Annotated in this window: 14 protein-coding genes and 4 pseudogenes; 6 read left to right on the top strand and 12 right to left on the bottom strand. The window is 69.7% G+C overall.

The annotated features are described in order from the left end of the window. Both AB0947_RS40695 and AB0947_RS40690 read right to left on the bottom strand, forming a co-directional pair. Positions 1–647 (bottom strand): annotated as a pseudogene (locus AB0947_RS40695) (transposase); the annotation flags it as partial. 637 nt (positions 648–1284) lie between these two features. Beyond that, entirely contained in the window at positions 1285–4998 is a 3714-nt protein-coding gene (locus tag AB0947_RS40690) for a S8 family serine peptidase (RefSeq protein ID WP_366755422.1), read from the bottom strand. 789 nt (positions 4999–5787) lie between these two features. Between AB0947_RS40690 and AB0947_RS40685 the strand changes: the two genes are divergently transcribed. Then, positions 5788–6522, top strand: a complete 735-nt coding sequence (locus tag AB0947_RS40685) for a DUF6193 family natural product biosynthesis protein (protein WP_366755421.1) — start codon at positions 5788–5790, stop codon at positions 6520–6522. On the opposite strand, the gene AB0947_RS40680 is transcribed toward AB0947_RS40685, so the two are convergent. The 4 genes and pseudogenes from AB0947_RS40680 to AB0947_RS40665 all read right to left on the bottom strand — a co-directional run bounded on the left by AB0947_RS40680 (position 6503) and on the right by AB0947_RS40665 (position 9057). Continuing rightward, positions 6503–6922: a hypothetical protein gene (locus tag AB0947_RS40680; protein WP_366755420.1), complete on the bottom strand. Its 420-nt coding sequence runs from the start codon at positions 6920–6922 to the stop codon at positions 6503–6505. The genes AB0947_RS40685 and AB0947_RS40680 overlap by 20 nt on opposite strands. Continuing rightward, positions 6919–7750, bottom strand: a pseudogene (locus AB0947_RS40675) (IS5 family transposase). The gene AB0947_RS40680 and the pseudogene AB0947_RS40675 overlap by 4 nt, the downstream one beginning before the upstream one ends. Positions 7751–7878: 128 nt before the next feature. Next, positions 7879–8686: pseudogene (locus AB0947_RS40670) on the bottom strand (IS5 family transposase). Between the two features lie 47 nt (positions 8687–8733). After that, on the bottom strand, positions 8734–9057 hold the full coding sequence (locus AB0947_RS40665) for a M4 family metallopeptidase (protein ID WP_366755419.1): 324 nt from the start codon (positions 9055–9057) through the stop codon (positions 8734–8736). A gap of 537 nt (positions 9058–9594) precedes the next feature. On the opposite strand from AB0947_RS40665, the gene AB0947_RS40660 reads away from it, so the two are divergent. Next, on the top strand, positions 9595–12366 hold the full coding sequence (locus tag AB0947_RS40660; RefSeq protein ID WP_366755418.1) for an AAA family ATPase: 2772 nt from the start codon (positions 9595–9597) through the stop codon (positions 12364–12366). A gap of 175 nt (positions 12367–12541) precedes the next feature. Here the strand turns inward: AB0947_RS40660 and AB0947_RS40655 are convergent. From AB0947_RS40655 to AB0947_RS40640, 4 genes and pseudogenes are all read right to left on the bottom strand, one after another. Next, positions 12542–12910 (bottom strand): annotated as a pseudogene (locus tag AB0947_RS40655) (LuxR C-terminal-related transcriptional regulator); the annotation flags it as partial. Positions 12911–13073: 163 nt separating this feature from the next. Then, positions 13074–14156 (bottom strand): IS110 family transposase, encoded by a 1083-nt coding sequence (locus AB0947_RS40650; RefSeq protein WP_366755417.1) that lies wholly within the window; start codon positions 14154–14156, stop codon positions 13074–13076. Positions 14157–14341: 185 nt separating this feature from the next. Beyond that, a complete protein-coding gene (locus AB0947_RS40645; protein WP_366755416.1) occupies positions 14342–14548 on the bottom strand; it encodes a hypothetical protein in 207 nt (68 codons plus the stop codon). Positions 14549–14763: 215 nt separating this feature from the next. Then, a complete protein-coding gene (locus tag AB0947_RS40640; protein ID WP_366755415.1) occupies positions 14764–16410 on the bottom strand; it encodes a ricin-type beta-trefoil lectin domain protein in 1647 nt (548 codons plus the stop codon). Positions 16411–16774: 364 nt separating this feature from the next. Between AB0947_RS40640 and AB0947_RS40635 the strand changes: the two genes are divergently transcribed. After that, positions 16775–18385: a glycoside hydrolase 43 family protein gene (locus AB0947_RS40635; protein ID WP_366755414.1), complete on the top strand. Its 1611-nt coding sequence runs from the start codon at positions 16775–16777 to the stop codon at positions 18383–18385. 60 nt (positions 18386–18445) lie between these two features. On the opposite strand, the gene AB0947_RS40630 is transcribed toward AB0947_RS40635, so the two are convergent. Next, complete coding sequence (locus AB0947_RS40630; RefSeq protein WP_366755413.1) at positions 18446–19459, bottom strand: LacI family DNA-binding transcriptional regulator; 1014 nt, start codon at positions 19457–19459, stop codon at positions 18446–18448. Positions 19460–19669: 210 nt separating this feature from the next. Between AB0947_RS40630 and AB0947_RS40625 the strand changes: the two genes are divergently transcribed. After that, positions 19670–20635: a glycoside hydrolase family 6 protein gene (locus AB0947_RS40625; protein ID WP_366755412.1), complete on the top strand. Its 966-nt coding sequence runs from the start codon at positions 19670–19672 to the stop codon at positions 20633–20635. Positions 20636–20726: 91 nt separating this feature from the next. Next, positions 20727–22001, top strand: coding sequence for a glycoside hydrolase family 6 protein (locus tag AB0947_RS40620; RefSeq protein ID WP_366755411.1), 1275 nt, complete (start codon positions 20727–20729; stop codon positions 21999–22001). 211 nt (positions 22002–22212) lie between these two features. Here AB0947_RS40620 and AB0947_RS40615 read toward each other — a convergent pair whose 3' ends face one another. After that, entirely contained in the window at positions 22213–23916 is a 1704-nt protein-coding gene (locus AB0947_RS40615) for an endo-1,4-beta-xylanase (RefSeq protein ID WP_366755410.1), read from the bottom strand. A gap of 645 nt (positions 23917–24561) precedes the next feature. Here AB0947_RS40615 and AB0947_RS40610 point away from each other — a divergent pair. Then, a complete protein-coding gene (locus AB0947_RS40610) occupies positions 24562–24999 on the top strand; it encodes a hypothetical protein (RefSeq protein WP_366755409.1) in 438 nt (145 codons plus the stop codon). Positions 25000–25849: the final 850 nt, after the last annotated feature.

The raw sequence follows: 25849 nt of genomic DNA, 5'->3' as shown, positions 1-25849 counted from the left end.
GCAGCTGCCCAGGAGGAGCGGTGGGTGAGCCTGGGATGCAGCCGGTCCCAGGAGCGGGCCCTGGCGGTGCCGTAAAGACGGGTGTCGGTGACGGTTTCGGTGTCCGGAAGGCCCCAGGTGTCGGGCTGCCCGAAGACGAATTCGCCGCCGTGCCGGGGTGGTCGGCCCATCGTGTGTGGCCGGCGGGGTGGAACAGCCCGGCGCAGGACCCGGTCAGAGCGCATCCGGGCGAGCACCTGGACCGGCAGGTCTTTGAGTAGGAACGCAAGGCGGGGTGCGTCGTATCCGGCGTCCGCGATGACGAGGACGTCGGGGTTGCCCTCCTGCCACTGCCCGGCGGTGATCGGTCGCTTGAGCAGGTCACGCAGCTGTCGGGCGGTGACAGTGGCCGTGTCATCCCCGGGGGCCAGGCGAAGCGCGTCCAAAGGCGCGGTCCAGGAACTGCGACCCGGCTCGAGCGCGCAGATGATGGAGTACGGCCAGCCGGGGACAGGGATGTGCTGGTCCTTTCCCCGGCCGTAGGTGTGACACAGGATCCGCTGCGGTGAGGTGTGGGCATCGGTGCGTAGCCAGCAGGTGATGTCGATGGCCAGGACCAGCCGGCCGGCGGCAGCCCGCGGCAGTGGCGCCGCGGCCAGGGCCCGCCGCGATCCTCACGGCCTTCGTGCTGAACGTGTGTGTTCCTTGGTCGGAGCACATGTTCAGGCGAAGGCCGCTTTGGCGGACGGCGGTTACCGAACCGAGTGATCAAGTTCGAGGCACCATTCGATGTCGGCCGTTGAGGATCAAGCTAGGCCGTGTTTTGGAAGTGCCGTCCGTCTCCGCCCGGCAGCGCCGCCGGGCGGCCTCGGTCGCCTCCGCTGCCGACCTCATGTGCGGTCGTCCCCTACCCCGTCCGCCACGGCCGCCTCTGCTTTATGTTGCCGGGCCGTTGCGGCCGGGTTGCCTCCACCGCGCGGCTGCATCCGGGCGTCGGCCCGTCTCCGTCGGCTGTCTCGCGCCGGGCCGCGGCGGCCTGTCGCCGTCACTCCGAGCCCGCCCGTACTGTCGGTCACCGACCGCTACTGGCTGCCACGGGCCGCCACGTCGCCCGTCGTCGGCTGTCGGCCGTGAGCCGTCGGGCCACCGGCTACCGGGCCGGGCGCCCGGCGGCCATGCGGTGCTGTGCCCGGAGGCCGCCCGTCGCCGTTAGATCCTCTGACACCTGGGAACGCCGCGTGGGCGGGGCCGCCCGCTGCGGTCCCACCCACGCGGTTCTGTCCCGGGTGACTCCCGGGGGTGACGTCAGCGCAGGCCGAAGGCCCGGGTGATCGTCTGCGAGACGGTGTTGCCCGCGCTGTCCCGGGCGCCGACCCGGAGGGTGACGAAGTCGGCGGACCGCGGCGCGCGCAGGTTCGTCCGCCATCCTTCGTCGCGCCGGCTCAGGTCGGTCCGCTGCCAGGTCGCACCGTCGTCGTACGACACCTCGACGGTCGGTTTCCCGATGGTGGTGGTGGTGCCCGGCAGGTGCGAGGCGGTCACCGTCAGGCCGGCGTGCCGGTCGGCACGGCCGGACTTGTCGGTGTCCACGCCGTAGTCGAGCTGGATGAGCGGCAGGGACACCGCCGCATCGCTGCCGGTGACCGCGGAGGTGAAGTCCCACTCGGTCAGCGTGTGCGTCGAGTACGGGTTGGCCCAGGTGCCGCGGTCGTTGTCGAGGACCAGCCGGTAGGGCAGGCGCTCGGCGCCGAGGCCGGGAACCTGAAGGTACTCGGCGTTGCCCCAGTCGAGCTGCTGGTCGCCCTGGTAGAGCGACATCCAGTCCTTGACGTCGAAGTTCGCGCCGGCCTCGCCGACGTGGCCGGACCCCGAATCACCCCAGCCGGGCGCGGTGATGTACATGGTGTCGAGGTAGCGCACCGGTTGGTAGTTGATCGGCCCCATGCGGGGCCGCTGGATCGGGCCGAACCAGCTGACCTTGCCGGTCTTGCGCGCCGGGTAGGTCAGCGGCTCGATCGAGTGCTGCCCGGTCTCGCCCTGTATGAAGGCGTCGTCCAGCCACGTGGTGCCGGCGGTGACCCAGTCGGTGCGCTCGCCCTGGGCGGGCGCGGTGAGTTGGTTGCCGACGGCCCAGCCGCGCCAGACGTCCGGGCGGAACTCCATCGCCTTGCATTGCCGGTAGTTCCGGAAGGAGACGTCCACCCGGCCGAGATCCTTGGACTCCTCACGCCAGGTCGGGTCCGCCGGAACGGCACCCGTCCAGTGGTGCACGACGTCGTAGACGTAGTCGGTCGTGGGGTGCGAGGTGACCTTCAGCGAGACCGTGCCGTGCCGGAGTCGGCCGAGCAGGTCGGCGCCCTGGTCGGCGTTGAGCGTCGCCACCGTCACCGGGGCCGGGCTCTCCGGGCTCCAGGGGTTCTCGTCCCAGGGCTCCATGCGGCCGACGCCGTCGTTGACGACCAGCAGCAGCCGCGCGCCGGCGGCCGCGGCGACCTCCGCCTGGGCCTTGATCCCTGCCGTGCCGGCGCCGCGCACCACGACGGCCTTGCCGCGCACGTTCTGCCGCGCGAGCTCCTCGGCCGTGCCGTCACCGGCGAAGACCGCCGTCAGGTTCCGGGTACCGGCGGGCAGCGGCGTGGCAGCGCGCTTGACGAGCGGGTCGTTGAAGGTCGTCGACTTCGTGCTCACGGTCAGCGCAGGCTGTTCGAGGCGGAAGCGGGCGCCGGTCTCGAACTCGCCGTCGGTGACCTTCTTGTCGGTCGGGAGCGCCCAGATGCTGTCGTACGACGAGTCCGGCAGCATCGACGTCTCCACCAGGCTGCCGGTGAAGGACCGGTGGGCATCCAGGCGCGGCGCGACGGCGGTGGTCTGCTGCGGCACGCGCGCCAGGATCCGGCGTGCCTTGCGGCCGTCCAGGGTGACGGTACGGTCCTGGTCCAGCTTCACGTCGTTGAAGGCGAGCAGCACCATGCCGCGCGAGTGCGGGCCTTCGGCGCCCTGCACGTCACCGGTGAGCCAGCCGCTGTAGCTGCCGACGGGCAGCCGCGCCGTGCCGGTGCCGGACGCGTCGAGGTCCATCACCGTGAAGAGGTGCTCGGCGGTCAGGACGACCCGGCCCTCCAGCGGCTTGCCCGAACGGTCCTTGGCGACCACGGTCAGATTCTGCCGCTGGCCCTCGCGGGCCGCGCCGATCAGGGTCCGGGCGCGGACCGTCCCGGCGCCGTCCGTACCGGTGATCATGGCGCTGACCGACTGGTCGCCCGCCAGCTTGTCCAGAGCCGCGGTCAGCGTGACCGCGGCGGTGCCGTGCGCGGGCACGGTGACATGGTCCTCAGAGAGGCTGAAGAACCCGGCCGGGACGGTGCCGTCGACCGCCAGGCTGAGGCTGGCCGGGGCGTCGCCGACGTTGGTGTACGTCACCGTCTGGACGTCAGTCTCTCCGGGCTTCGGGGGCCACGTGTGGAAGCCGGAGTAGGCGGTCGTGGTGGCGAAGACCGTGGTGTGCACGGCCGCCAGCGCGTCGAGCCGGCCGGCGCCCGCCTGGTACGGGGTGTACGCCGTGGTTGCCTTGGCGCTGCTGACCAGCGCCTCCTTGAGCTGGGTGCCCGTCCAGTCGGGGTGCTCGGAGGCGAGGAGCGCGGCGGCACCGGCGACGTGCGGTGTCGCCATCGACGTGCCACTCATCGTGGTGTAGTAGCCGGAGCCGCGCTTGTAGTGCGAGCGCGCCGCGACGATGTCGACGCCGGGCGCGGTGATCTCCGGCTTCAGCCCGCCGTCGCCGTCACGCGGGCCCTGGCTGGAGAAGTCGGCGAGCGTGTCGGTGGAGTCGACGGCGCCGACGGTCAGCGCGGAGTCCGCCGCACCGGGGCTGCTGATGGAGTGCGGGCCGCCGTTGCCCGCCGCGATCACGAACAACGCGCCCGTGTCGTGGCTGAGTTCGTCGACGGCCTGGCTCATCGGGTCAGTCTTGTCACCGTTGCCGCCCAGACTCATGCTGATGATCCTGGCCTTCTGGTCACGGGCGGCCCACTCCATGCCCGCGATGATCCAGGACTCCTGACCGCTGCCCTCGGAGTTGAGCACCTTGCCGACGGCCAGCCGGGCGCCGGAGGCGACACCCCGCTCCTTGCCGCCGGAGGCACTGCCCGTGCCGACGATGGTCGAGGCGACGTGCGTGCCGTGGCCGTTGTAGTCGGCGGTGTCGTCCTCGCCGGGGACGAAGCTGGCGCTGTCGGACACCTGCCCGACCAGGTCCGGGTGTTCGGTGTCCGCGCCGCTGTCGAGCATCGCGACCTTCACGCCCTGGCCGGTGTCGCCCTCCGCCCATACCTTCTGCGCGCCGATCTGGGCGGTGGAGCCGGCCAGGTCGGCCTTTACCTTACCGTCGAGCCACACGTGGGCGACGCCGCCCGCGAAGGACGGCTTCGCGGACCGGGCCGCCGCGCCGGAACCCCCGGTGAGCGAGGACCAGAACTCCGGTGCCTGCTTGTGGTTCTGGGCGAGGGCCGCGCCCTGGATGCTGTCCAGGCGGCGGACGTCGGTCGAGCCGGCCATCTTCGTCCGGGTGCGGGCCTTGGCGGCAGCTTCGGTGTAGCGCACGATCAGCGGCAGCCGGGAGCTGTGCGCGTCGTCATAGCCCTCGGTGATCAGCCGCGTCACGTTGAAGAGCTGCTTGTCGAGTTTGCCGGCGCTCACGTACGGCAGGGCGGCGTCGGGGTAGACATAGGTGGCACCGTCCACGACAACGCGGTGGAAGCCGGTGGTGGCTCCGCTCGCGGCCTGGAAGGAGCGCACGACGGTGCCGTCGGCGGCGGTCCCGATGGTGACCTTGTCACCCGTGATCAGGGTGACGGTGTGCGTGCCGGCATCGCCGGGTGTTCGGTGTCCGGCGTCGTTGTGCGACACCTCACCGGCGGAGTACGCGGACACAGCGGCAGTCGCCGGTACGACGCCGAGTGTGAGCGCGGTCGCCACGGCGAGGGCGATCGGCCCGGGTCGGGGGATGGGAACCTTAAGCAAAGAAGACTCCTGAGACGCGGCGAAGAGCGAAAGATCACTGGATCCTGTGGCCTCCCCCGCCGTCGTTCAAGGGGTCGCACATGTCGCTCTTACGCCGTGGCACAGTTGCGCCGCGAGCAGGCGGCGTCGTCGGACACCGCGCGTCCGGGGGACGGCGGCGGACCGCCCCATGAATTCGGCGTGAGGGACGGAGCAACGGGCCTGTGGGGCATCCCAGGTCGGTGGCTTGGCGCATGCCCTCCGCCGGGGCGGACGCCAGGTGCGGCGGGGCCGCGCTCTCACGTCATCGACGGGTGATGGGCCTTCCCACGGGGGGCCGACAGCCCCACGTGGTCGTGGCGTCGCGCTTTGCCGTCAGGCTTCGAGGTCTCGGACGGTCTCCGCACGTTCGCACAGGGTTGCCGCCGTCTGGGTGCCGGGCCCGGCTCCGTCGGGGGGGGCGCGCAATTCCGCACAGCATCGACCCGGGCAGGGAGCGGGTGTCTGTCGAATCCGTGTCGAAGTCCGCTTACCGGGGCGCCCAGTTGCGGAATCGGCGCAGGTGTTCAACCCGTGGACGACGCTCTACTCGCAACGCGCTTTCTCAGAGGGTGATTCGCGAGTGAATGCCCGTTTCGGTCTTGGCGTTGGGCGAGGCGGCCTGTTGGAAGGCGATGAGCCCGGGCCGCGTCCGGGTCTCTGGGTGCAAGCGACCCGGCTGCTCGCCTTTCGTGGTCTGCGTTGTGAGGTCGCGGCGATGCCTCCAATCGGACTACGCCGCAGGTAGTGGTTGGGGCACAATCGTGACTCATGGCCGCGTCCCAAGATCCAGCCACTCTGTATCCCGACATCGCGGCTGAAGGCAGCCTTGCCGCTGCACTTCAGGCGGTAGCCGACAGGGACGGCCTTTCCGTGCCGTTCACGGTCTCCGAAGCCGCCCCACTGCGAGCTGCTTCGGTCACGAGCGCGGCTCCGCGCCGGACTGTTCTGGCCATCAGCGCCTGGGCGGTCGAACGTCGTTGGTCGATCCGCGGGTGCGAGTCATTCCAGGAGATGGCGCTTGTCGAAGGAGATACAGACGAGCTGGCCCAAATCGTGCGAGCCGCGCATGCCTGGCACAACGGTGAGGAGTTGACTGCCATCGGGGAGGTCGCTCCGTTCGTGCACCTCACGGGCCGCTTCGAGGTGGCCGACCACGATCCGGTGCGACTGACCGAATCAGAGTGGCAGCACCTGCTCACCGAGGCCGGCGAGGTGGACTGGCCCGAGTACCGCGCGCTCATCGAAGCGGCGTATGCCGAGCCAGCACTGCGAAGGCTCTACCCCTTCACCAGCCACTGGACCCTGCGGTTCTCCACCAGCACCCGTCCGCGCCTTACTGTTGTTCGGCTTTGCCTGGCCGCCCATCGGCAGAAGCTATTTACCGTCAGTACCAACATGATGGGTGAGGGCCTTGCCGAGGCGGCGACGGCGACAAGGGCTGTGTCGATCGCTGCCAGCCGTCTGCCTTCCGATCTCGGACCCGTTACGCTCGGAGCAGGGTGAACAAGCCGGGCTCGGGCTCGGCGAGGATCCCATGGCTGACCAGACGCTTGAGCTTGTGCCGGGTGCTCTCGATGTTCTTCGGGGTGATGTCGAGGTCGAGGGCCTGGCACAGGTCGCGGGCCCGCAGTGGCTTCCGCGCCTCGGCGAAGGCGGCGAGGATCTGCTGGTAGGGGGGTGCTTGCTCCGGGACGGCGGGCTGCAGCTGCGGGTCGGGCTCGTCGACCAGGGCAAGGACGGTCTGGCGGGTGATCCGCAGGTGCTCGGCCTCCTGCTCCATTTCGCGCAGCAGCGCGGTGAGTTCGTCGAGCCGCACGCGGACCTGTTCCGTCTCGGCGGCGATGGACTGCTCACGTGCGGTGATCTTGTCCAGCAGTGACCGGACCGGTTCGGGCCCGGTCATGCGTCGCGCCAGGTCGGGGTGGTCTGGTCGGTGAGTCGGCGCACTATCACGTCGGTCATCGCCCAGTACACGCGCGACTCCGAGCTGGTCGGGCGGCTCTCGTAGTCGCGGACCAGGCGCCGGTGCAGCATCAAGATCCCGTACGTGCGCTCGACCACCCACCGTTTCGCCTGCGGCACGAAGCCCCGCCCTGCCGGGTTGCGCTCGACGATCTTCGACGTCGATGCCCAGTCTGGCGCCGTGCGCGACGACCGCACTCTTGAAGCCCTGGTCGACCAGTGCCTTCGACACGTTCGCCGTCTGCGCGACGACACGGTCCAACAACATCGTCCCCGCGCGGTGCTCATGGATGGTGGCGGCGAGCACGACCACGGCGATGACCAGGCCGCACACGTCCACCGCGAGTCCGCGCTTGCGGCCGGGCAGCTTCTTCGCGGGGTCCTTCCCAGTCGTTCCGGCGGACACGTTCACCGCGGCGTGGACGCTCTGGGTGTCCAGTACGACCAGGCTCGGGTCCTCCGACCGGCCCGCCCTCTCCCGGACCTGCCAGCGCAGCACATCGTGGATGGTCTGGTCGGTGCCGTCGTCGCGCCACTTGCCAAAGTAGTAGTACGTCGCGGACCGCGGTGGAAGATCGTGCGGCAGGTAGTCCCATTGGCAGCCGGTCCGGGACTGGTACAGGAGCGCGTTCACGATCTCCCGCATCTCGTAACGGCCCTGGTGACCGCTGACCGACGCATGCGCGGCCTTCCACGCAGTAATCACCGGCTCGATCAGCCCCCACCGCTCGTCCGACAGGTCGCTCGGATACCGCTTGCGCTCACTCACCCGATCAGCCCAGCACCCCGAACCCGCCGATCAGCCGGGACGCCCCAACCCCACACCATGAGGTGACGGCAAAACAGTCATCACCTCACGAAACGCCCTCTCACAGCGGCTAGGTTCTGTCTCTTAGGTCAGCGTCGGGTCCAGATGAGGATGCCGGCGAGGCGGAGTGCGGCCTGGTAGGCGATGGCGAGTTTGTCGGTTCGTGTGGCCAGGCCGCGTCACTGCTTGAGCCGGTTGATGCACCGCTCGACGGTGTTCCGCTGCTTGTAGACCTCGCGGTCGAAGCCGGGTGGGCGGCCGCCTTGCCGCCCGCGTCGCAAGCGGTGGCCGATCTGGTCGGACGGCTGCGGGCTCACCGCCCGGATTCCCCGGCGCCGGAAGTGGCTGCGGATGGCGCGGGAGGAGTAGGCCCGGTCGGCCAGTACGGCGAGGGGCCGGGTTCGTGGCCTTCCGGGGCCGCTGCGCGGAACGCGGATGCGGGACATCACGGTGTCGAAGGCGGGTGCGTCACCAGCCTGACCTGCGGTGATGGTGAAGGCTAGAGGCCGTGCCCCGCCGTCCGCGGCCAGGTGGACCTTCGTACTCAGCCCGCCGCGGGAGCGTCCCGGAGCGTGGTCGGCTGGTTCACCGGAGCGGGACGCCCCCCTTTTTACGTGCCCCGGCGGCGTGCTGGTGGGCCCGGATGACCGTGGAGTCAACCGACACCGTCCAGTCGATGTCGTCGTCGGTGTCCGCCGCCGACAGGACAGCGGCGAGGATCATCTCCCAGGTGCCGTCGAGGGCCCACCTGATCAGCCGTTTGTGGGCGGTGTGGAACGGGCCGAGTTCGGCGGGGAGGTCCCGCCAGGGAGAGTTGGTGCAGTACTTCCACGCGATGGCCTCAAGAGTGCGACGGTGGTCGGCCCACCGCCGGCCACGGACCGGATCGGCCGGCATCAACGGCTCGATCCGGTCCCACGCTGCATGACAACCGGTGTCCACGATCACGGTGGAAGCCCCCTGTGATGGTCCGGCGGTACGGCGTGCACGCGTGCAAGGGCCCGCCGAGGCGCGCACCTCGGCCGGCCCTTGTCCGTAGAGCCCTGTTGCGGGCCGGTGGTGATGCCGCCGGCGCAGGCCGTCGGCCGCGGGTCGGGGGTGCTCGGCTCGATCCCGACCTCGTTCGTCCAGACGTTGCTGGTCACGGAGGCCTGACGGGACGAGGCGCCGTACAGGTCGGAGGCAGCGGTCACCATGGCCGTCATGGCGTCGGTGAACGTCGACGTCGGGGCGAGGTACTGCGTCAGCGCCCGCGTCGAGTAGGGCAAGCCCTGAGCGTGAGTGCACTGGTCACTGCTGTCTGACCTGTTGCAGCAGGTGGCGCCGCCCGTCACGGCTGGCGATTGGGGTGGCAGAGACATCCGAGGCTGGTGGTGCATGACAAGCTGGATCGTGCTCATCGGCGTGGAGGCTCAGTCGACCCACATGTGTGCTGTCGATCACACGGCCGATGGTGCGTTGGCCCGTGTCGGAGGGTCGTGTCGGATGTGAGCGGCCTCAGGACGACAGGTGTGACTGGGGTTCTCGCCCGCCGACAGCCCGCGGGGTGTATCAGTTGGTCGTCCGCCGCCCGGCGAACGTGGGGACGCGCTTACGCGCATGCGGCGGAGACTGCTTCTGCGACGGCACCGGGACCCGCCCTGATCCACCGGGGCGTGCGCAGTATCCTGGCGCGTATGACGTCGAGAGGTGGACACCCTTTGCGCTCGGGCAATGACATGCGGTGCGGATGCCAGCGCTGACAGAGGGACAACGGCCTTCGGCACCCGGCTTTCAGTACCGCGGCTCTGGGGGACAGTAGCTCGATGAACGACCTCGGCCAATTGTCGCGTCCTGCGTCCGGGCGGTTGATCGGGCGGGACGAGGACCTGGAGTTCGTACGCTCCCACTTCAGCGGCTCCCTCCACGGTGCGGCCTTGTTGCTGTCAGGGGAGGCGGGCATCGGGAAGACCGCGATCCTCGACGCCGTGGCGGCGCAGGCAGCAGTCGACGGCGTGCGCGTCCTGCGGGTGAGCGGGGTGCAGTTCGAGACGGACATCAGCTACGCGGGTCTCAACCAGCTGTTCGTCCCTCTGTTCGAATCGTTCGATCTGCTGGACAGGGGCCACCGGGACGCCCTCAAGGTCGCCGTGGGCATCGGCAGCGGTCCGCCTCCCGAGCGGCTGCTCACCGCCACTGCGGCCCTGCTGTTGCTGCGCAGGGTCGCCCAGGACACCCCGCTCCTGATCGTCGTCGACGACCTGCCCTGGCTGGACCGGCCGACCACCTTCGTCCTCGGTTTCATCGCGCGGCGTCTCGTCGGCAGCCGCGTCAGCTTCCTCGCGGCCTCGCGCGTCACCTCCGACAGCTTCTTCGAGGCGAGCGGGCTGACCGAGCACCACCTCAAGCCGCTCGACGCCGCGGCATCGGCCGCGCTCCTCGCCCAGGAGTACCCGGGCCTGTCCCACGAGATACGGCGGCGCATCGCCGCGGAGGCACGCGGCAATCCGCTCGCACTGGTGGAACTGCCCACCGCCCTCGACCGCGAACAGCGCACGGCGCCGACGGCGGTACCTTCGGTCCTGCCGCTGAGCGAACGCCTCCAGAGCCTGTTCACCTCGCGGGTGGCCGATCTGCCCGGCCCGACCCGTGAACTGCTGCTGATCGCTGCGCTCGAAGGCACCGGTGAGCTCGCGGTCATAGAGGCCGCGGCCGGGGGCCGCGAGGCCGCCGACCTCCTGGAGCCCGCGGAACGCGATCGGCTGGTGGCGGTCTCCGCCAGCTCCCGGAGGATGTCGTTCCGGCACCCCCTGATCGGATCCGCGGTGGTGGCCCAGGCCAGTGCCGCCGACCGCCGCAGGGCCCACCAGGCACTCGCCGCGGTCCTCGTCGACCAGCCCGAACGCAGGGCCGGCCACCTCGGCGAAGCGACGACGGGGCGGGACGAGACCGTCGCCGAACTGCTGGAGCAGGCGGCCCGCCTGCGCCTGGGGCGAGGCGACGCGCTGGGCGCGGTGGCGGCCCTCACCCGTGCCGCGGGGCTCAGCGTCTCACCGGCCGACGAGAGCCGACGGCTGGCGGAGGCCGCCTACATCGGCACCGACGCGGGCGGCGACCTGGCGGACGCCTCCCGTCTGCTGGTCGGCGCCCGCCGCGCCGACCCGGCCGTCCGGGAGGGCTCCCTGCACGCCGCGGCGGCCTCCGCCTTGCTGCTCATCAACCAGGACGGGGACGTCAACACCGCCCACCGGCTGCTGGTCGGTGCGATCGAGGCCGGCGGACACGGCTACGACGCCGCCGACGAGGCCCTGGTCGAGGCCCTGTTCACCCTGATCACGCTGTGCTGGTACAGCGGTGACCCGGAGAAGTGGGCGCCGCTGTTCCGGGCCCTGGACCGGATGACGCCCGCCCCGCCCGATCTGCTCTGGGCGTGCGCCCAGACCTTCGCCGATCCGGCCCGCACCGGCTACCGAGGACTGGACGTCCTCGACGAGCAGCTCGCCGACCTGGGCGACGCGACACACGTCGTACGGGTCAGCACCTGCGCCGTCTACCCGGACCGGCTGGCGGACGTACGGGAGGTGTCCCTCCGCCTGGTCGAGCAGGCCCGCGCGGGCGCCGCACCCGTCCGCAGACACCTCTCCGCCCTGATCCACCTCGGCCTGGACGACTATTACAAGGGCCGCTGGGACGAGGCCATGCGCCTGACCGGCGAAGGGCTCGCGCTGTGCAAGGAGTACGGCTACCCGTTCTTCTCCTGCAAGTTCCAGTTCGTGCAGGCGCTGGTGGCCGGGGCACGCGGTGACGTGAAAGCCTGCGAGGCACTCTGCGAGGAGATCATCGCCTGGGCCGTCCCCCGCGGAGCCCATGGCGCCCGCGCGCTGGCCTTCCACGCGAGGAGCCTGGCCGCGCTCGGCAACGGAGACCCCGAGACCGCCTTCCGGCAGGCCACCGCCGTCAGCCCGCTCACGCCCCTCGCCCCGTATCTGCCCCATGCCATGGCCGGCGCCCTGGACCTGGTGGAGGCCGCGCTCAGGTCAGGACGGGCCGCCGAGGCCGCCATCCACACGAGAGCCCTGCGGGAGTCCGCGATGGCGCGGCTCTCTCCGCGCCTGCACATGTTCGTGCTGGCGTGCGAGGCGCTGACGTCGTCCAACGACGATGCCCAGGAGCTGTTCCAGCAGGCCCTGTCCCTCGCCGACCCCGAGGACTGGCCCTTCGACGTCGCGCGGGTACGTCTGCTGTACGGCGAACGCCTCCGGCGCCGACGCGCGACCAAGGAGGCGCGCGAGCAACTGACCCTGGCGGGCAGGGCGTTCGAGAAGCTGGGGGCAGCACCCTGGCTGGTGCGCGCCAAGTCCGAACTGCGCGCGAGCGGCGTCGCGGTGCCGGCCGACACGGGAGGCAGAGGAACCCTGACGGCCCAGGAGTTCGAGATCGCCACGCTGGCAGCGAGCGGGCTGACCAACAAACAGATCGCGGAGCGCCTCTTCCTGTCGCACCGGACGATCGGCGCACACCTCTACCAGATCTACCCCAAACTGAACATCACCTCCCGGACGGCCCTGCGCGATGCCCTTGCGGCTCTCGACCGGTAGACAACGGAGTGTGCGGGGCACACCGTCCGCTGCGGTGTGCCGAGGTGCACCCGACGGGCCTTTCCGCTCCTGGCCCTGTTCCCGAGTTCCGGGACCGGTCACCCATGCCGTGAGGACGATCACCGAAGGCCCGTGGTCGGCCCGGCGTCCGGCCGCCGTGGGAGTCCCCGGTGGCGCAGATGCCGTTCTCCCAGGCCCAGGCGGCGATTTTGACGCGGTTGCGGGCGGCGAGTTTGCGCTGGACGTTGCCGAGGTGGGTCTTGACGGTGGAGAGGGTGACGTGGAGTTCGGCGGCCAGTTCCTCGTTGGTGCGGCCCCGGGCGAGAAGCCGAACGACATTGAGTCCGCGTGGCGTCAGGGGAAGTACGGGCACGGGCACCCCGGTTGCCGTACGTGATCCGGTGGGGCGTCCCCGCTGGTCGGCGAGGTGGGTGGCAGCGGCCGTCATGTGCCGCAACAGGCGGACCGTGACCGCCGGGGAAACCATGGCGTTGTCCGCAGCCACGTCGCGCACGGCCTCCACGAGCAGGGCGGGAGAACCGTCCAGGTCGAAGGTGGTGGCGATGATCACCTTCACAGCTCGACCGCGAGGTGTTCGGTGAGCCGCAGGGAGTCCTCGCGCAGCGTGCCGCCGGTGGGCCAGGTCTCCAGCACAGCGGTCAGGCAGTCGTGGATCTCGCAGATGCTCGTATAGCTGTCAAGGAAGGTCAGGCTGCGGTTGCCAGATCGTCGCGGGCAGGTGGCTGCGCTGGGCTTCGCGGGACGAGTAGGCGGTAGACCTCGCGGGCGATGTGTCGTTTCAAGCAGCGGATGATCTCGGTCTTCGTCTTGCCTTCGGCTGCTCTGCGGGCCACGTAGGCGCGTGTGCGTGGCTCCCAGGCCATGCGGCTGACGGCGACCATATAGAGGGCGTGGTTGGCCTGACGGTCGCCGCCGCGGTTGAGGCGGTGGCGGCTGGTCTTCCCGGAGGATGCAGGGATCGGGGCGACGCCGCAGAGGTGGGCGAAGGCAGACTCTGAGCGAAGGCGTCCTGGGTTGTCGCCGACAGCGACGAGCAGGGCTGCGACGGTCTCGGCACCGAGTCCTTTGACGGCCATGAGTTCCGGTGCCGCCCGGGTGACGAGCCGCTGCAGGTGGCGGTCCAGCTCCGAGATCTCGTCGTCCAGCTGCAGGTAGCGGTGGGCGATCGACTGCATGGCCAGCTTGGTGACCGTGGTCAGAGTGTCCGGCTCGGCCCCTGGGCGCCACCGTGTGACTGTGCGGATCAGTTCCATTCGGTGCAGCCCGCGGAGGTGTTCGCGAAGGACGTCAGGAGCGGTGACGATCAGGGCTTTGAGCTGGTTGACGGCTTGCGTGCGGGCCTTCATCGCACTGCGTCGGGCGACCCGCAGGGCCCGGATCATCTCGACGGCGCCGTCACCGGACTTCGGGATCGCTGTCGCGGTCCCGGCCTGCACTGCCCTGGCGGCGGCTTCGGCGTCGACGACATCGGACTTGCCGCGACGGCGGCGTGTCTGACGGTCGGGGCGGTTGACCTCGACGACACGGTGGCCGTGTTGCCGCAGCCACCTGGACAGGCAGGCACCGTAGCAGCCGGTGCCTTCCAAACCCACCTGCCCGACGGTGCCGAGACCGGTGACCCACGCTTCCAAGGATGCGTAGCCAGCTGGTGTCGAGGGGACAGCGAGCGTACCCAGCCGCCGCCCGAGCTGGTCGGGAGCAACAGCGACATGGACGTCGGCGTGGGTGTCGACTCCGAGGGTCACGCTCGTGCCGGAACTGTTGAGCACCTGTCCTCCTGGCGGTCCGCGGGGCTTGAGCCGCACCGACAGAGCACCGGGGACACAACTGCGATGAGGCGTGGTGCCAGGCTCTTATCAGGTCACATCCGACGGCCTGCCGGTGCAGCCGCATGCGCCCTCCCAGCCGGCCGACGCATCGGCAACAAGGCACGAGCGGCCGGTTGGTCTGTGGGTCAGACCGACCGGAAGAGCGCTTGCAGATCCTCGCAGTTGGTCTGGATCGTGTGCGTCCCGCTCGTCAGCGTGGGGGCCTTGCCGCAACCGGAACTCACGGCGCTGCCAGCCGGTGCGGCAGCGGGCCGGGAGGCCGCGCGCGGGGTGCCGTCGCCCTGGCCCAGTGCTGTGCCGCCCATGCTCAGGACGACCAGCACCGCGACCACGGCGGGCCATAAGAGAGATCTTGTCCTTGTCATCATGCGACTCGCCTTCGGTTGTGGACCGGCATGGCATGGAACGAGGGGCCGAAGTGCGGGGGCGAGGCAGCGCGGGTGTCCGTCCCCCACTGCCGGGCCGCGGTGGCGGTCTCGGCGGCCCGGCCCGTGATGTCGGGAACGCCGGTGCGGGCGAAGCCGGCCGGCCGGTGGGTGGCGGTTGCTCAGGCGCGGGTCCACTTCTGGCCGGCCTGGCCGTTGCAGGTCCACAGGACCAGCGGCGTTCCGTTGGCGGTGCCGGCCCCGTCGGCGTCGAGGCACAGGCCCGCGTGGACGTTGCGGATCGACCCGTCCGGGCCGAGGGTCCACTTCTGGTTGTCCTGGCCGTTGCAGGGCCACGTGATGACGCGGGTGCCGTTGGCGGTGCCCTGGTCGTACGCGTCCAGGCACTTGTCGCCGTACACGCGGATCTCCCCGCCGGCCCATGTGGTCCACGTCTGGTTGGCCGCCGTGTGGCAGTCCCAGAGCAGTACCGTGGCACCGGCGGCGGTGGAGGAGTTGTCCACGTCCGCGCAGCGGCCGGACGCGTTGCCCCGCAGACGTGAGGTGGTGGCGGCCAGGGGGCTGCCGCCGGTCACCCGGAACACGGCCACGCCGTGGGCGGGGACGCTCGCCGAGATCTGCCCGGACGTGCTCGACGTGCCGCCGGTCCACAGGTCGGTGAGGGTGAACGGGCCGCCGGAAAGGCCGACTTGCGCCGCGGTCGTGGTGACCGTCGCGGTGCCGCCTCCGCGGTTGAACAGGCCCACCGCGACAGAGCCGTCCGACAGGGGTTTGGCGAACACCTCGGTGGCGCCGTCGTCGCGCACCCTGCGCCCGCCCGCGCCCAGCGGATCCTGGTTCACCGCGATCAGGCGCGGGTTGCGCAGGATCGCGCTCACGTCCGCGGACATGGTGCGGATGTCGTTGCCGGCCATGAGCGGGGCGCTCAGCAGTGCCCAGAGGGCGAAGTGGGAGCGGGACTCGGTCAGTGTCAGGCCGGGTCGGCCGACGACCAGCATGTCCGGGTCGTTCCAGTGTCCCGGACCCGACTGCGCCGCCAGCGGCGCGGTGACGTCCAGGACGTTGCCGACCCCCATCGGGTAGCTGTTGGTGTTGCCGTTCTGCCAGATGTCGAGCAGGTCCTCGGTCGTCCGCCACAGGTCGGCGACCTCGCCCCAGTTGTAGGTCGAGCCGGTGATGGCGTGGAAGCTGTTGGGGTTGATGGAGTAGACGATCGGCCGGCCGGTGGCGCGCAGGGCGTCACGCATCAGCGTGAACCGCGTGACCTGCTCGTCGCGGGTGCCGCTGGAGGAACACCAGTCGTACTTGAGGTAGTCGACGCCCCAGGAGGCGAAAGTGGCTGCGTCCTGGGCCTCGTGCCCCCTGCTGCCGGTCGAGCCCGGATAGGCGCCGCTGGTCTGCGCGCAGGTGCGTTCGCCCGGCACCTGGTAGATCCCGAACTTCAGGCCCTTGCCGTGGATGTAGTCCCCGAGCGCCTTCATCCCGCTCGGGAACTTGGCCGGATCGGCCCGCAGGCTGCCCGCCGCGTCACGCTGCGGGTCGAACCAGCAGTCGTCGACCACGACGTACTGGTAGCCGGCGTCCCGCATGCCCGAGGAGACCATCGCGTCGGCGGCCTGGCGCACCTGTGCCTCGGTGACTCCGCATCCGAAGCTGTTCCAGCTGTTCCACCCCAGCGGTGGCGTGAGCGCGGGGCTGCCGGGCGCGGCCGAGGCAGTGGAGTGGGCCGAGGCCGTCACGGTCGCGGCGATGGTCAGTGCGGCGGCCGCGAGGAGGCGGAGCAGTCGTCCGCCTGATCGTCTGAGCACGTGGGGCTCCTTCGGCACGGCGAGGAACGGACAGTTCGAAATTTCGATCGACATTCGGAAATCCGAGCTTCCACGGATACTAGAGCGGAGCCTGAACATGTCAACATCGCTGGAACAAGCCAACTGCGCTTCGGGCCGATCACCGTCTGCGGGGACCGCGACCTGGGTCAATGGTGAAGAGGCTGGCGGTAGCGCGGGCCGTCCGGTGTCGAATGTATCGATCGACGTGCCGAAACTGCGGGAGGTCTTGACGGGTGCGATCGGTCTCCTATCATCCAGGATGCTCGATCAGTCGACCCGTGTTCGCTATGCCGAACACACGAGAGCCACTCCACCCGAATGAAGCCGAGGAGGGCGCCCGCAGATGAATATGTCATGGCCCCAACAATCGTTTTCCCGTCGGCGTGCGCTGACGGCCGCCACCGGTCTGGCCGCCGGCGCCCTCCTGCCCCGTGGAACCGCCCTCGCGGCCGCCTCCACGTACACGAACCCGGTGATCTGGCAGGACTTCGCGGACATCGACGTCATCCGGGTCGGCGACACGTTCTACGCCTCGGCCTCGACGATGCACTACTCGCCGGGCGCGCCCGTCCTGCGCTCGTACGACCTGGTGCACTGGGAGATCGCCGGCCACTCGGTGCCCGTGCTCGACTTCGGTGCCAAGTACGACTTGAACGGCTCCCGCGGCTATGTCAGAGGAATCTGGGCATCGTCACTGGCCTACCGGCCGAGCAACAGAACCTTCTACTGGCTCGGCCAGATCGACTTCACCCGGACGTACGTCTACACCGCCACCGCCGTCGAGGGGCCGTGGAACAGGCTGACGACGATCGGCACGCCCTACTACGACGCGGGGCTGCTCGTCGACACGGACGACTCCCTGTACGTGGCGTACGGGAACACCGCCATCAGCGTGGCCCAGCTCTCGCCCGACGGCCGTAACCAGGTCCGCGCGCAGCAGGTGTTCACGACGCCGTCGAGCGTCGGCACCCTCGAAGGCTCACGCTTCTACAAGATCAACGGGCAGTACTACATCTTCCTGACCCGCCCCGCGAACGGTCAGTACGTCCTGAAGTCGTCCAGCGGCCCCTTCGGCCCCTACACGATGCGACAGGTCCTCCTCGACCTGCGCGGGCCGATCCCCGGCGGCGGCGTCCCGCACCAGGGCGGGCTGGTGCAGACGCAGAGCGGCGCCTGGTACTACCTGGCCTTCGTGGACGCCTATCCCGGCGGCCGGGTGCCCGCGCTGGCCCCCGTCACCTGGACCTCGGACGGCTGGCCTGTCGTACAACTCGTCGACGGCGCGTGGGGCACCTCGTATCCCAGCCCCGCCGTGCCCCCTCCGCCCCGTCAGGTCACCCCCATGACCGGCGTCGACACCTTCGACGGTACGACCCTCAAACCGAGGTGGGAGTGGAACCACAACCCGGACAACACCAAGTGGTCGGTCGGCGACGGGCTGACCCTCCGGACCGCCACCGTCACCAACGACCTTTATTGGGCCCGCAACACCCTCACGCACCGCATCCAGGGTCCGACCTCCACGGCCACCGTGCAGCTCGACCACTCCGCCATGCGGGACGGCGACCGAGCCGGACTCGCACTGCTGCGGGACGCCTCCGCGTGGATCGGTGTCCAACGCGACGGCGGCGTGACGCGGGTGGTGATGGTCACCGGGCTGACCATGGACACCAATTGGAACACCACCGGCACCGGCTCCGAGGTCGCGAGCGCGTCCGTCTCCGGTGGCCGCGTCTGGCTGCGCGCGACCGCGGACATCCGCCCCGGCGCACCACGCCCCGGCACCTTCTCCTACAGCACCGACGGCACCACCTTCACCCGCCTCGGACCCGCCTTCTCCATGGGCAACGACTGGCGGTTCTTCATGGGCTACCGATTCGCCCTCTTCAACCACGCCACGCAGGCACTCGGCGGCGCTGTCCGCATCACGCGGTTCGAGCTGCCCACGCCCTGAACCGGCCCACCGATCGCACCACCCGACCACCTGCTGACAGCCGGGGCCCCACCACAGCCGTCAGGCACTGGAACGGACGACCAGATGGGTCGGCAGGATCAGCGCAGTGGGGTCCTGCCCGTTGACGAGGGCGACCAGCATGCGCGCCATCTCCCGACCCAGAGCCGCTATGGGCTGATGGACGGTGGTGAGCGGCGGATCGGCGTTCCGGGAAACGCTCAGGTCGTCGAATCCGACCACGGCGACGTCGGCGGGGACCTGCCGGCCGGCCTTCCGCAGTGTGCGCAGCGCTCCCACCGCCATGTTGTCGCCGGCTGCGAACACCCCCTCCACCTCAGGGCGGTTCGCCAGCAGTGCGGCCATGGCGACGGCTCCGCTGTGCTCGGTGAAGTCCCCCTCCTGCGGCGGCAACGGATCGAGGCCGGCGGCGAGCATGGCGTCCCGGTAGCCGCGGTACCGGGCGCGCCCGGCCTCGGTGTCCAGCCGCCCGCAGATCGTGGCCACACGAGTCAGGCCGCGGGAGAGCAGGTGCTCGGTCGCCTTGCGCGCCCCGCCGACGTTGTCGACATCGACGTACCACCGAGGAGTCGTACCGACCGGGCGTCCGCCGAACACGACGGGCATCTGCGCCTTCTCGGCCACTGGGGTCAGCGGGTCGTCCTCGCGCAGCGCCATCAGCATGGCGCCGTCGGCGCCCCTGGAGCGAAGGAGTTCCGCAACCCGCTTGCGGCCGCGGTCGGAAGCGGCCAGGCACAGCATCAGATGCAGGTCCGCCTCCTCGAGGGCGGCCGACGCCCCCACGATGACCTGGGCGAAGAAGGGATCGGCGAAGATCGACGGATCCTCTCCGGAGACGACCAGGGCGGCCGCTCCCGTCTGCCGGGTGGCCAGGGCGCGGGCGGTCGGGTTGGGGACGTAACCGAGTTGCCGGACGGCCCGTTCGACGGCTTCACGTTTGGCGCGGCTGACGTGCGGAGCGTTGTTGAGGGCGCGGGAGGCCACGGAGCGGGAAACGCCGGCGCGTTCGGCCACCTCGTCGAGCGTCGGCTGCCGACGCGGCGCATCTTCTGCCATGAGCCGGGAGTCTCTCACAGGTCAGCGGCGCACGGTGCGGTCGGCTGGGAGCGCTTCCAGCCGCCGTTCTCGCGGGCCCCCATTTGCGGTCGAGGTCAAGTCATGCGCCGACTATTGACAGCTTGATCAGCCCACCCCACGATTGGGACCGCTTCCAATGGGAGCGCTCCCAATGCACTCGAGTCCCGCTCAGGAAATCGAGGTACAGCCATGCGCCGCAGCATGCGAATACTGGTGGCAGCCCTCTTCGCCCTGCCGTCCGCGCTCGCCCTCGCACCATCCGCCCACGCGGCCGACCCGACCACCATGACCAGCGGGTTCTATGTCGACCCGGACTCCAGCGCCAAGCGGTGGGTGGCCGCCAATCCCGGCGACGGCCGGGCGGCCGCGATCAACGCCTCCGTCGCCAACACCCCGATGGCCCGGTGGTTCGGCTCTTGGAGCGGCAGCATCGGCACGGCCACGGGGGCGTACGTCGGAGCGGCGGACTACTCCGACAAGCTGCCCGTCCTCGTCGCCTACAACATCTACAACCGTGACTACTGCGGCGGGCACTCAGCGGGCGGGGCCGCCTCACCGTCCGCCTACGCGAACTGGATCGCCCAGTTCGCCGGCGGGATCGCAGGCCGCCCGGCGGTCGTCATCCTCGAACCGGACTCCCTCGGGGACTACGGCTGTATGACCCAGGCTCAGATCGACGAACGAGAGGCGATGCTCACCAACGCCCTCGCCCAGTTCAGCCGCCAGGCCCCCAACACGTGGGTCTACATGGACGCCGGCAACCCGGGTTGGGTCAGTCCGGCGACCATGGCCCAGCGCCTGCACGAAGCCGGCCTCCGTCAGGCCCACGGCTTCTCGCTCAACGTCTCCAACTACTTCACGACCGCCGAGAACACCGCCTTCGGCAACGCCGTCAACAGCGAGCTCAGTGCCCGCTACGGCTACACCAAGCCCTTCGTCGTCGACACCAGCCGCAACGGCAACGGCTCCAACGGCCAGTGGTGCAACCCCGCGGGCCGCCGCATCGGCACCCCCACCCGGACGGGCGGAGGCGCCGAGATGCTGCTGTGGATCAAAACCCCTGGCGAGTCCGACGGCAACTGCGGCGTCGGAGCCGGCTCCACGGCCGGACAGTTCCTCCCCGAGGTCGCCTACAAGATGATCTACGGCTACTGATCCGGGACTCCCGCCGCCCGCGCAGGCGGATCGGCGTTCCGCCCGGCCGGCGGGCATCCGCCTCCACCACCTCATCGACCAGGAAGCAACCATGAATCCACGCAGCCTTCGGCGCCGCGCGGCCGTCGTCGTCGCGGCCCTCACCGCAGGCACCGCTCTGACCGCGACGCAGGCACAGGCCACACCCACGCAGGACGTGATCACCCCGGCCACGAAGTTCTACGTCGACCCGCACAGCAAGGCCGCGCAGCAGGCCTTCGCGGACCTCGCAAACGGCGACACCGAGAACGCCGTGAACATGGCCAAGCTCGCCAGCTGGCCGCAGGCCGAATGGTTCACGGAGGGCACGCCCGAGGAGGTGCGCGGCAAGGCCGGTAAGCTCGTCCACCGTGCCCGCGCCGTGGGCCGGACCCCGGTCCTGGTCGCCTACAACGTCCCGGGCCGGGACTGCACGCAGTACTCCAGTGGCGGAGCCGCATCCTCCGCCGCCTACCGGCAATGGATCGATGCCTTCGCCGCGGGCATCGGCACCAGCAAGGCGGTGGTCGTCGTCGAACCCGACGGCACGGCCCTCCTCCCCAAGGACTGCGGACCCACCACCGATCCGACGGGCGAACTCACCGCCGCCCGCCTCGCCGACCTCGCCTACGCCGTGAAGACCCTGAAGGCCAAGCCGCGCACCGCGGTCTACCTGGACGCGGGGAACGTCCAATGGCGGCCCGTCGGTGAGATGGCCCAGCGGCTGCTGGACGCCGGGGTCCGCCACAGTGACGGCTTCGCCCTGAACGTGTCCAACACCCACCCCACCGACCACAACACCAGATACGGCACCTGGATCGCCAAGTGCATGTGGTTCGCCACCGAAGGACCCGAGGAGGCGCGCGGCCACGCCGAGCGGTGCGCCGACCAGTACTACTCGGCGGCCGCCCCCAACGACGGCACCCCCGGCAACGCGGTCTCTTCCACCGATCCCGCCACCTGGCGGTGGACCGACGCCTGGTACGACCAGAACGTGGGCACCCCGCCGGCCGAGCGGTTGCAGCACTTTGTGATCGACACCAGCCGCAACGGTCTGGGCGCCTGGACCCCGGAGCCGGGCAAGTACACCGGGGACCCGGAGGCCTGGTGCAACGCACCCGGCCGCGGTCTCGGCCCGCGCCCCACCGCCGACACCGGCGTACCCCTCGTCGACGCCTACCTGTGGATCAAGATCCCCGGTGAGTCCGACGGCAGCTGCACGCGCAGCACCGGCGGCACCATCGACCCCGAGTACGGCATCGTCGACCCGCCCGCCGGTACCTGGTGGCCCGACCAGGCCCACACCCTGGCCCGCAAAGCGGCACCGCGCCTGACCTTCAACCGCTGAGCGGTCGAGGCTGCGAGTCGTCCGCCGGCTTCCCGGAGAAGAACTCGTGCCCGAGGAAGGACATGTCGTACGCGTGCCCCGAGAGAACGCCTCACGAGTGAATCCACTCCCAACTGCCGCGACACCTGAACCTCGAACCAAACAACCTCGCCGGGACAAAACGCTCTTTCACTACCACCGACACCAAACCGAGAGATCGCACCTTGATTCCTCACGCCTCGTCAAAAACCTTGAGCAGGCGCTCGTACGCCGGCTTCGGCCGCAGGGCCGCGTCCCACGGCAGGGAATCGGCCGTGCGCGGAGGATAGATCTTGGTGTCGGCGGTGGAACCGTACCGGTCGGTGAATCCCCATGTGGAGAACGATGTGCAGTTCGGCTCCTCCAGGCAGACCCGCAGCTTGCCCGCCATCTCATCAGCCTGGGTCTGCCGCCCGTCCTCCTCGTCCTCACCTATGGGGACGTCCATCTCCGACACCCGCGCCTGAACCCCGAGCTCCGCCAGATCCCGCACATGGCTGCGGAAGGTCTCCGGGTCGATGCGGTCGCCGGGTGCGTACTCATGGTTCTGGAAACCCACGCCGTCGATCGGTACACCGCGTTCCTTGAGCCGCTTGACCAGATCGTAAAGGGCGTCCCACCGCTCGCCTTCCTCCTCGACCCCGTACTCGTTGAGGAACAGCCGTGCCTTCGGATCGGCCCGGTGGGCGGCCCTGAACGCCTCGTCGATGTACTCCTCGCCCATGGCCTCGAACCACGGGCTCTGCTCGGAGCGCAGACCGAGATCCCCGTTGGTGTAGCTCTTCTCGTCGTCGGACATGGGCTCGTTGACCACATCCCATTCCGCGACCTTTCCCTTGAAGTGCCCGGCGACCCTGGCGATGTGCCGGAGCATGGTCCGGCGCACCGCCTCGGGGTCGTCGTTCTCCCGCATCCAGTCGGGCAGAGCCTCGTGCCAGACGAGGGTGTGCGCGTGCACCTTCATGTCGTTTGCGCGGGCGAAGCGTACGAGCAGGTCCGCGTCGCGGAAGTCGTAGACGCCCCGGCGTGGGTGGAGGAACTGTGGCTTGAACGCGTTCTCCGGAGTGAGCATGGAGAACTGGCTCCCCGCGAGCGCCCGGTAGCGTGAGTCGGTGAGCAGCGGGTTCTCGGCCAGGGCGGTGCCGACGTCGAACGGCCGCCCCACGTCTGCGGCCCGCGCACGCAGCGAGTTGTCGGACTGCTCCTGGTGTAGCTGCGGCGCCTTGATCACGCGGAGCGAGTCACCGCTCTCTGCCCGCGCGATCAGCTGCGTCAGACGCCATCCCTCGCGGCGCTCGTGTTCGCCCGCGTCCGCCTCCAGACCGAACCAGACAGTGCCCTCGGCGAACACCCCCGGGTCCTGCACGGTTCCCAGCTGCCGCCCGTCGGCTGCCACGCGGAAGGTGTCACCGATGCTCGACACGGCGAGCGTCACCGTCCCGGAGCAGCCGCAGTCGAAATCCTCGGAGGTGGCCGGCTCATCACCCTCGCCGTCCCATATCTGTACCTTCACTCGTCCGTCAGCGGTCACGCCGACGCGGAGTGAGGGCCGCTCCTGGCGCCACTCGTCGTAGATGACCGGTACCCGTCCGTACAGCCGCAGCCATGAGTCGCCGTCATCGTCACCCACACCGGACATGCGCGCGGTGACGGTGAAGTCGCCATCGGACTCAAGATGCGGGCCGGCCAGGTTCAGCGGGGGGTTGGGCTGAGCGCCGGAGGAGTCCTGCTCCACGATGCGCCGATCCAATGCGCTGACCCGCAGGATGTCGTTCCGCGCGGTGATGCCCGGCATCTGCGTCCAGTCGTTGTTCCGCAGCAGGTCTTCGTCGTTTCCGCCGCCCGCGCCTTCGCCCTGCCCCGTACACCCGGCCGCCACCGCCATGACGAGCACCACGGCGGTCAGTCGCTGCCACGTCCCCCCACCAAGGTCCACGGTCCCCTCCCACACTCTTGTCCGAGACGGGATCGACGTCTCGAAACCGGCCCACAGTTCATCACACAGGAGGTACGGCGGCCTTGTGTGGCAGGTCTCAGCTCGGTGGCGGAGCGGGCCCGGATCGTTGCGGCCTGCGCGGAAGGATCAAACACGCGTGTGCCGGCGGACTTCAGGGTATCCACGGAGACGGTACGCACGTAGCGCTCACGGTTCGCTGACCGGCGGATGGTGGGACTGGCGGACGAGCCGCGGCCGGGCCGCCACAAGTCAGAACCGGTACTCAGCGAGGCTGAGCGTACGGAGTTGACGCGCTGGTCGTGACAGGCGATGACGACCGGGCCGGGATCGGCGCCGGGGCTGTTGGTGTTGCCTCCCCGTGTGCCTTCCCCCGCCGCACACAGGGGCCTTGACCGCTGATCGTGGACACACGAGACACTGGATCTTGAGGATCTGAGAACGGACATCTCATGGTCATGAAGAACTATCCGCCGCAGTTCAAGGCAGACGCGGTCGCGCTGTACCAGTCGCGGCCCGGAGCGACGATCAGTGAGAACGCCGCGCTGCGCAAAAAGATCCGCGAGCTGGAAGCCGACGGTACGGCAGGTGACCGGCTGGCTCACCCGCCACCCCGCCGCACTGAGCGAGGAAGACCGGGCCGGCCTGAAGGAGGTCCTGGCCCGCTGTCCCGAACTGGACACGGCAGCCGGACACGTCCGCGATCTCGGCGAGACGCTCACTGACCACCTCGGCGTCACGCTCCCTGCCTGGATCGACGCAGTCGACGCCAGTCGGCTGCCCGGTCTCGCCGGCTTCGCAGTCCATCCGCTCCGAGACCTCGACGCCGTGACCGCCGGCCTCACCCTGGACTGGAGGCGAGGCAGCATTGAAGGCGCCGTGAACCGCATCAAGCACCCCGACACCACCCAAGATCTGCGCCAGAACCGAGAATCTTGCTGCGGCGGGCGTGTGGATCGAGGCCCAGGTAGGTGCCAACCGTGGCAGGATGGCCTCATGTTGATCCGAAAGGGCGATGCCGCGTAGGCGTCCCAAGGCCGTCCGCGCAGAGCGGTGCCGGCCAAGATGGCAGTGTCCGGTCCTGAAGGTCCACGGTGTCTCCGCGCGGACTCGTGCAGCGATCCGCCGGGTCGAAGACCAAGAGATGTGGCCCAACGCGGTCGCTGACGCGCTCTCTCTTGTCGAGTCGGTTTTCAAGCAGCCTGGCCGGTACCTGGACGTTTCCGCGTTCTGCTCACCCGGGATAAACGATGCCCGTGATGACCTGGAGTGGGCGATGCGACAGCTCCCTCTGGGAGCCAAACGGGACTTGGGCCGACTGATTACGCGCATCGATGAGCAACTCGAGCGCCGTACTTTGCCTGACCCCAACTACATCGAGTCGGCGACGTTCGGCTGGTGGTGGGCCAGAATGCGTGAACGCTGACGGGCCTGGAGCTCATGTACCTCCCTTCGAATCGAACGACACCGTCACCCTGTGGGACGGCTCCCCAAAATCTGTGCCAGGACGGGGATTTGACAGCGCTGAGGTCCTTGCCAGAGCGGCATCGGGGTGCTGGGGGTCAAAGAAGTCATTCCACGCCGTCGAGGAGTGGTGCGGTCCACGCCACCTTTCCAAGCGGCTGTCGGCACGTCGTCACCGATGACTTTCGGCGGTCCCGACGGTCTCCATGCTCTGAGGACGAAGCGAGGAGTGCGAAAGATGAGCAAGTTCGTCTTGATTCCTGGGGCTGGCGGCGCGGCCTGGCACTGGCATCGTGTGGTGCCCGAGTTGCAGGCCGGCGGACACGACGCAGTCGCTGTCGATCTGCCCGGCGCCGACGAGTGCGTCGGGTTGCCCGAATACGCCGAGGCGGTGGTTTCCTCGATCGGCAAC

Source organism: Streptomyces sp. NPDC047841, assembly GCF_040704085.1.
Taxonomy (GTDB): Bacteria; Actinomycetota; Actinomycetes; order Streptomycetales; family Streptomycetaceae; genus Streptomyces; species Streptomyces argyrophylli.
The sequence above is the reverse complement of the archived record's forward strand: the minus strand, read 5'-3'. Positions and strand labels throughout refer to the sequence as shown.

Coding starts and splice junctions, on each gene's coding strand:
- AB0947_RS40685 (WP_366755421.1), top strand. CDS start 5,788: ATGGCCGCGTCCCAAGATCCAGCCACTCTGTATCCCGACATCGCGGCT.
- AB0947_RS40680 (WP_366755420.1), bottom strand. CDS start 6,922: ATGACCGGGCCCGAACCGGTCCGGTCACTGCTGGACAAGATCACCGCA.
- AB0947_RS40660 (WP_366755418.1), top strand. CDS start 9,595: ATGAACGACCTCGGCCAATTGTCGCGTCCTGCGTCCGGGCGGTTGATC.
- AB0947_RS40635 (WP_366755414.1), top strand. CDS start 16,775: ATGAATATGTCATGGCCCCAACAATCGTTTTCCCGTCGGCGTGCGCTG.
- AB0947_RS40630 (WP_366755413.1), bottom strand. CDS start 19,459: ATGGCAGAAGATGCGCCGCGTCGGCAGCCGACGCTCGACGAGGTGGCC.
- AB0947_RS40625 (WP_366755412.1), top strand. CDS start 19,670: ATGCGCCGCAGCATGCGAATACTGGTGGCAGCCCTCTTCGCCCTGCCG.
- AB0947_RS40620 (WP_366755411.1), top strand. CDS start 20,727: ATGAATCCACGCAGCCTTCGGCGCCGCGCGGCCGTCGTCGTCGCGGCC.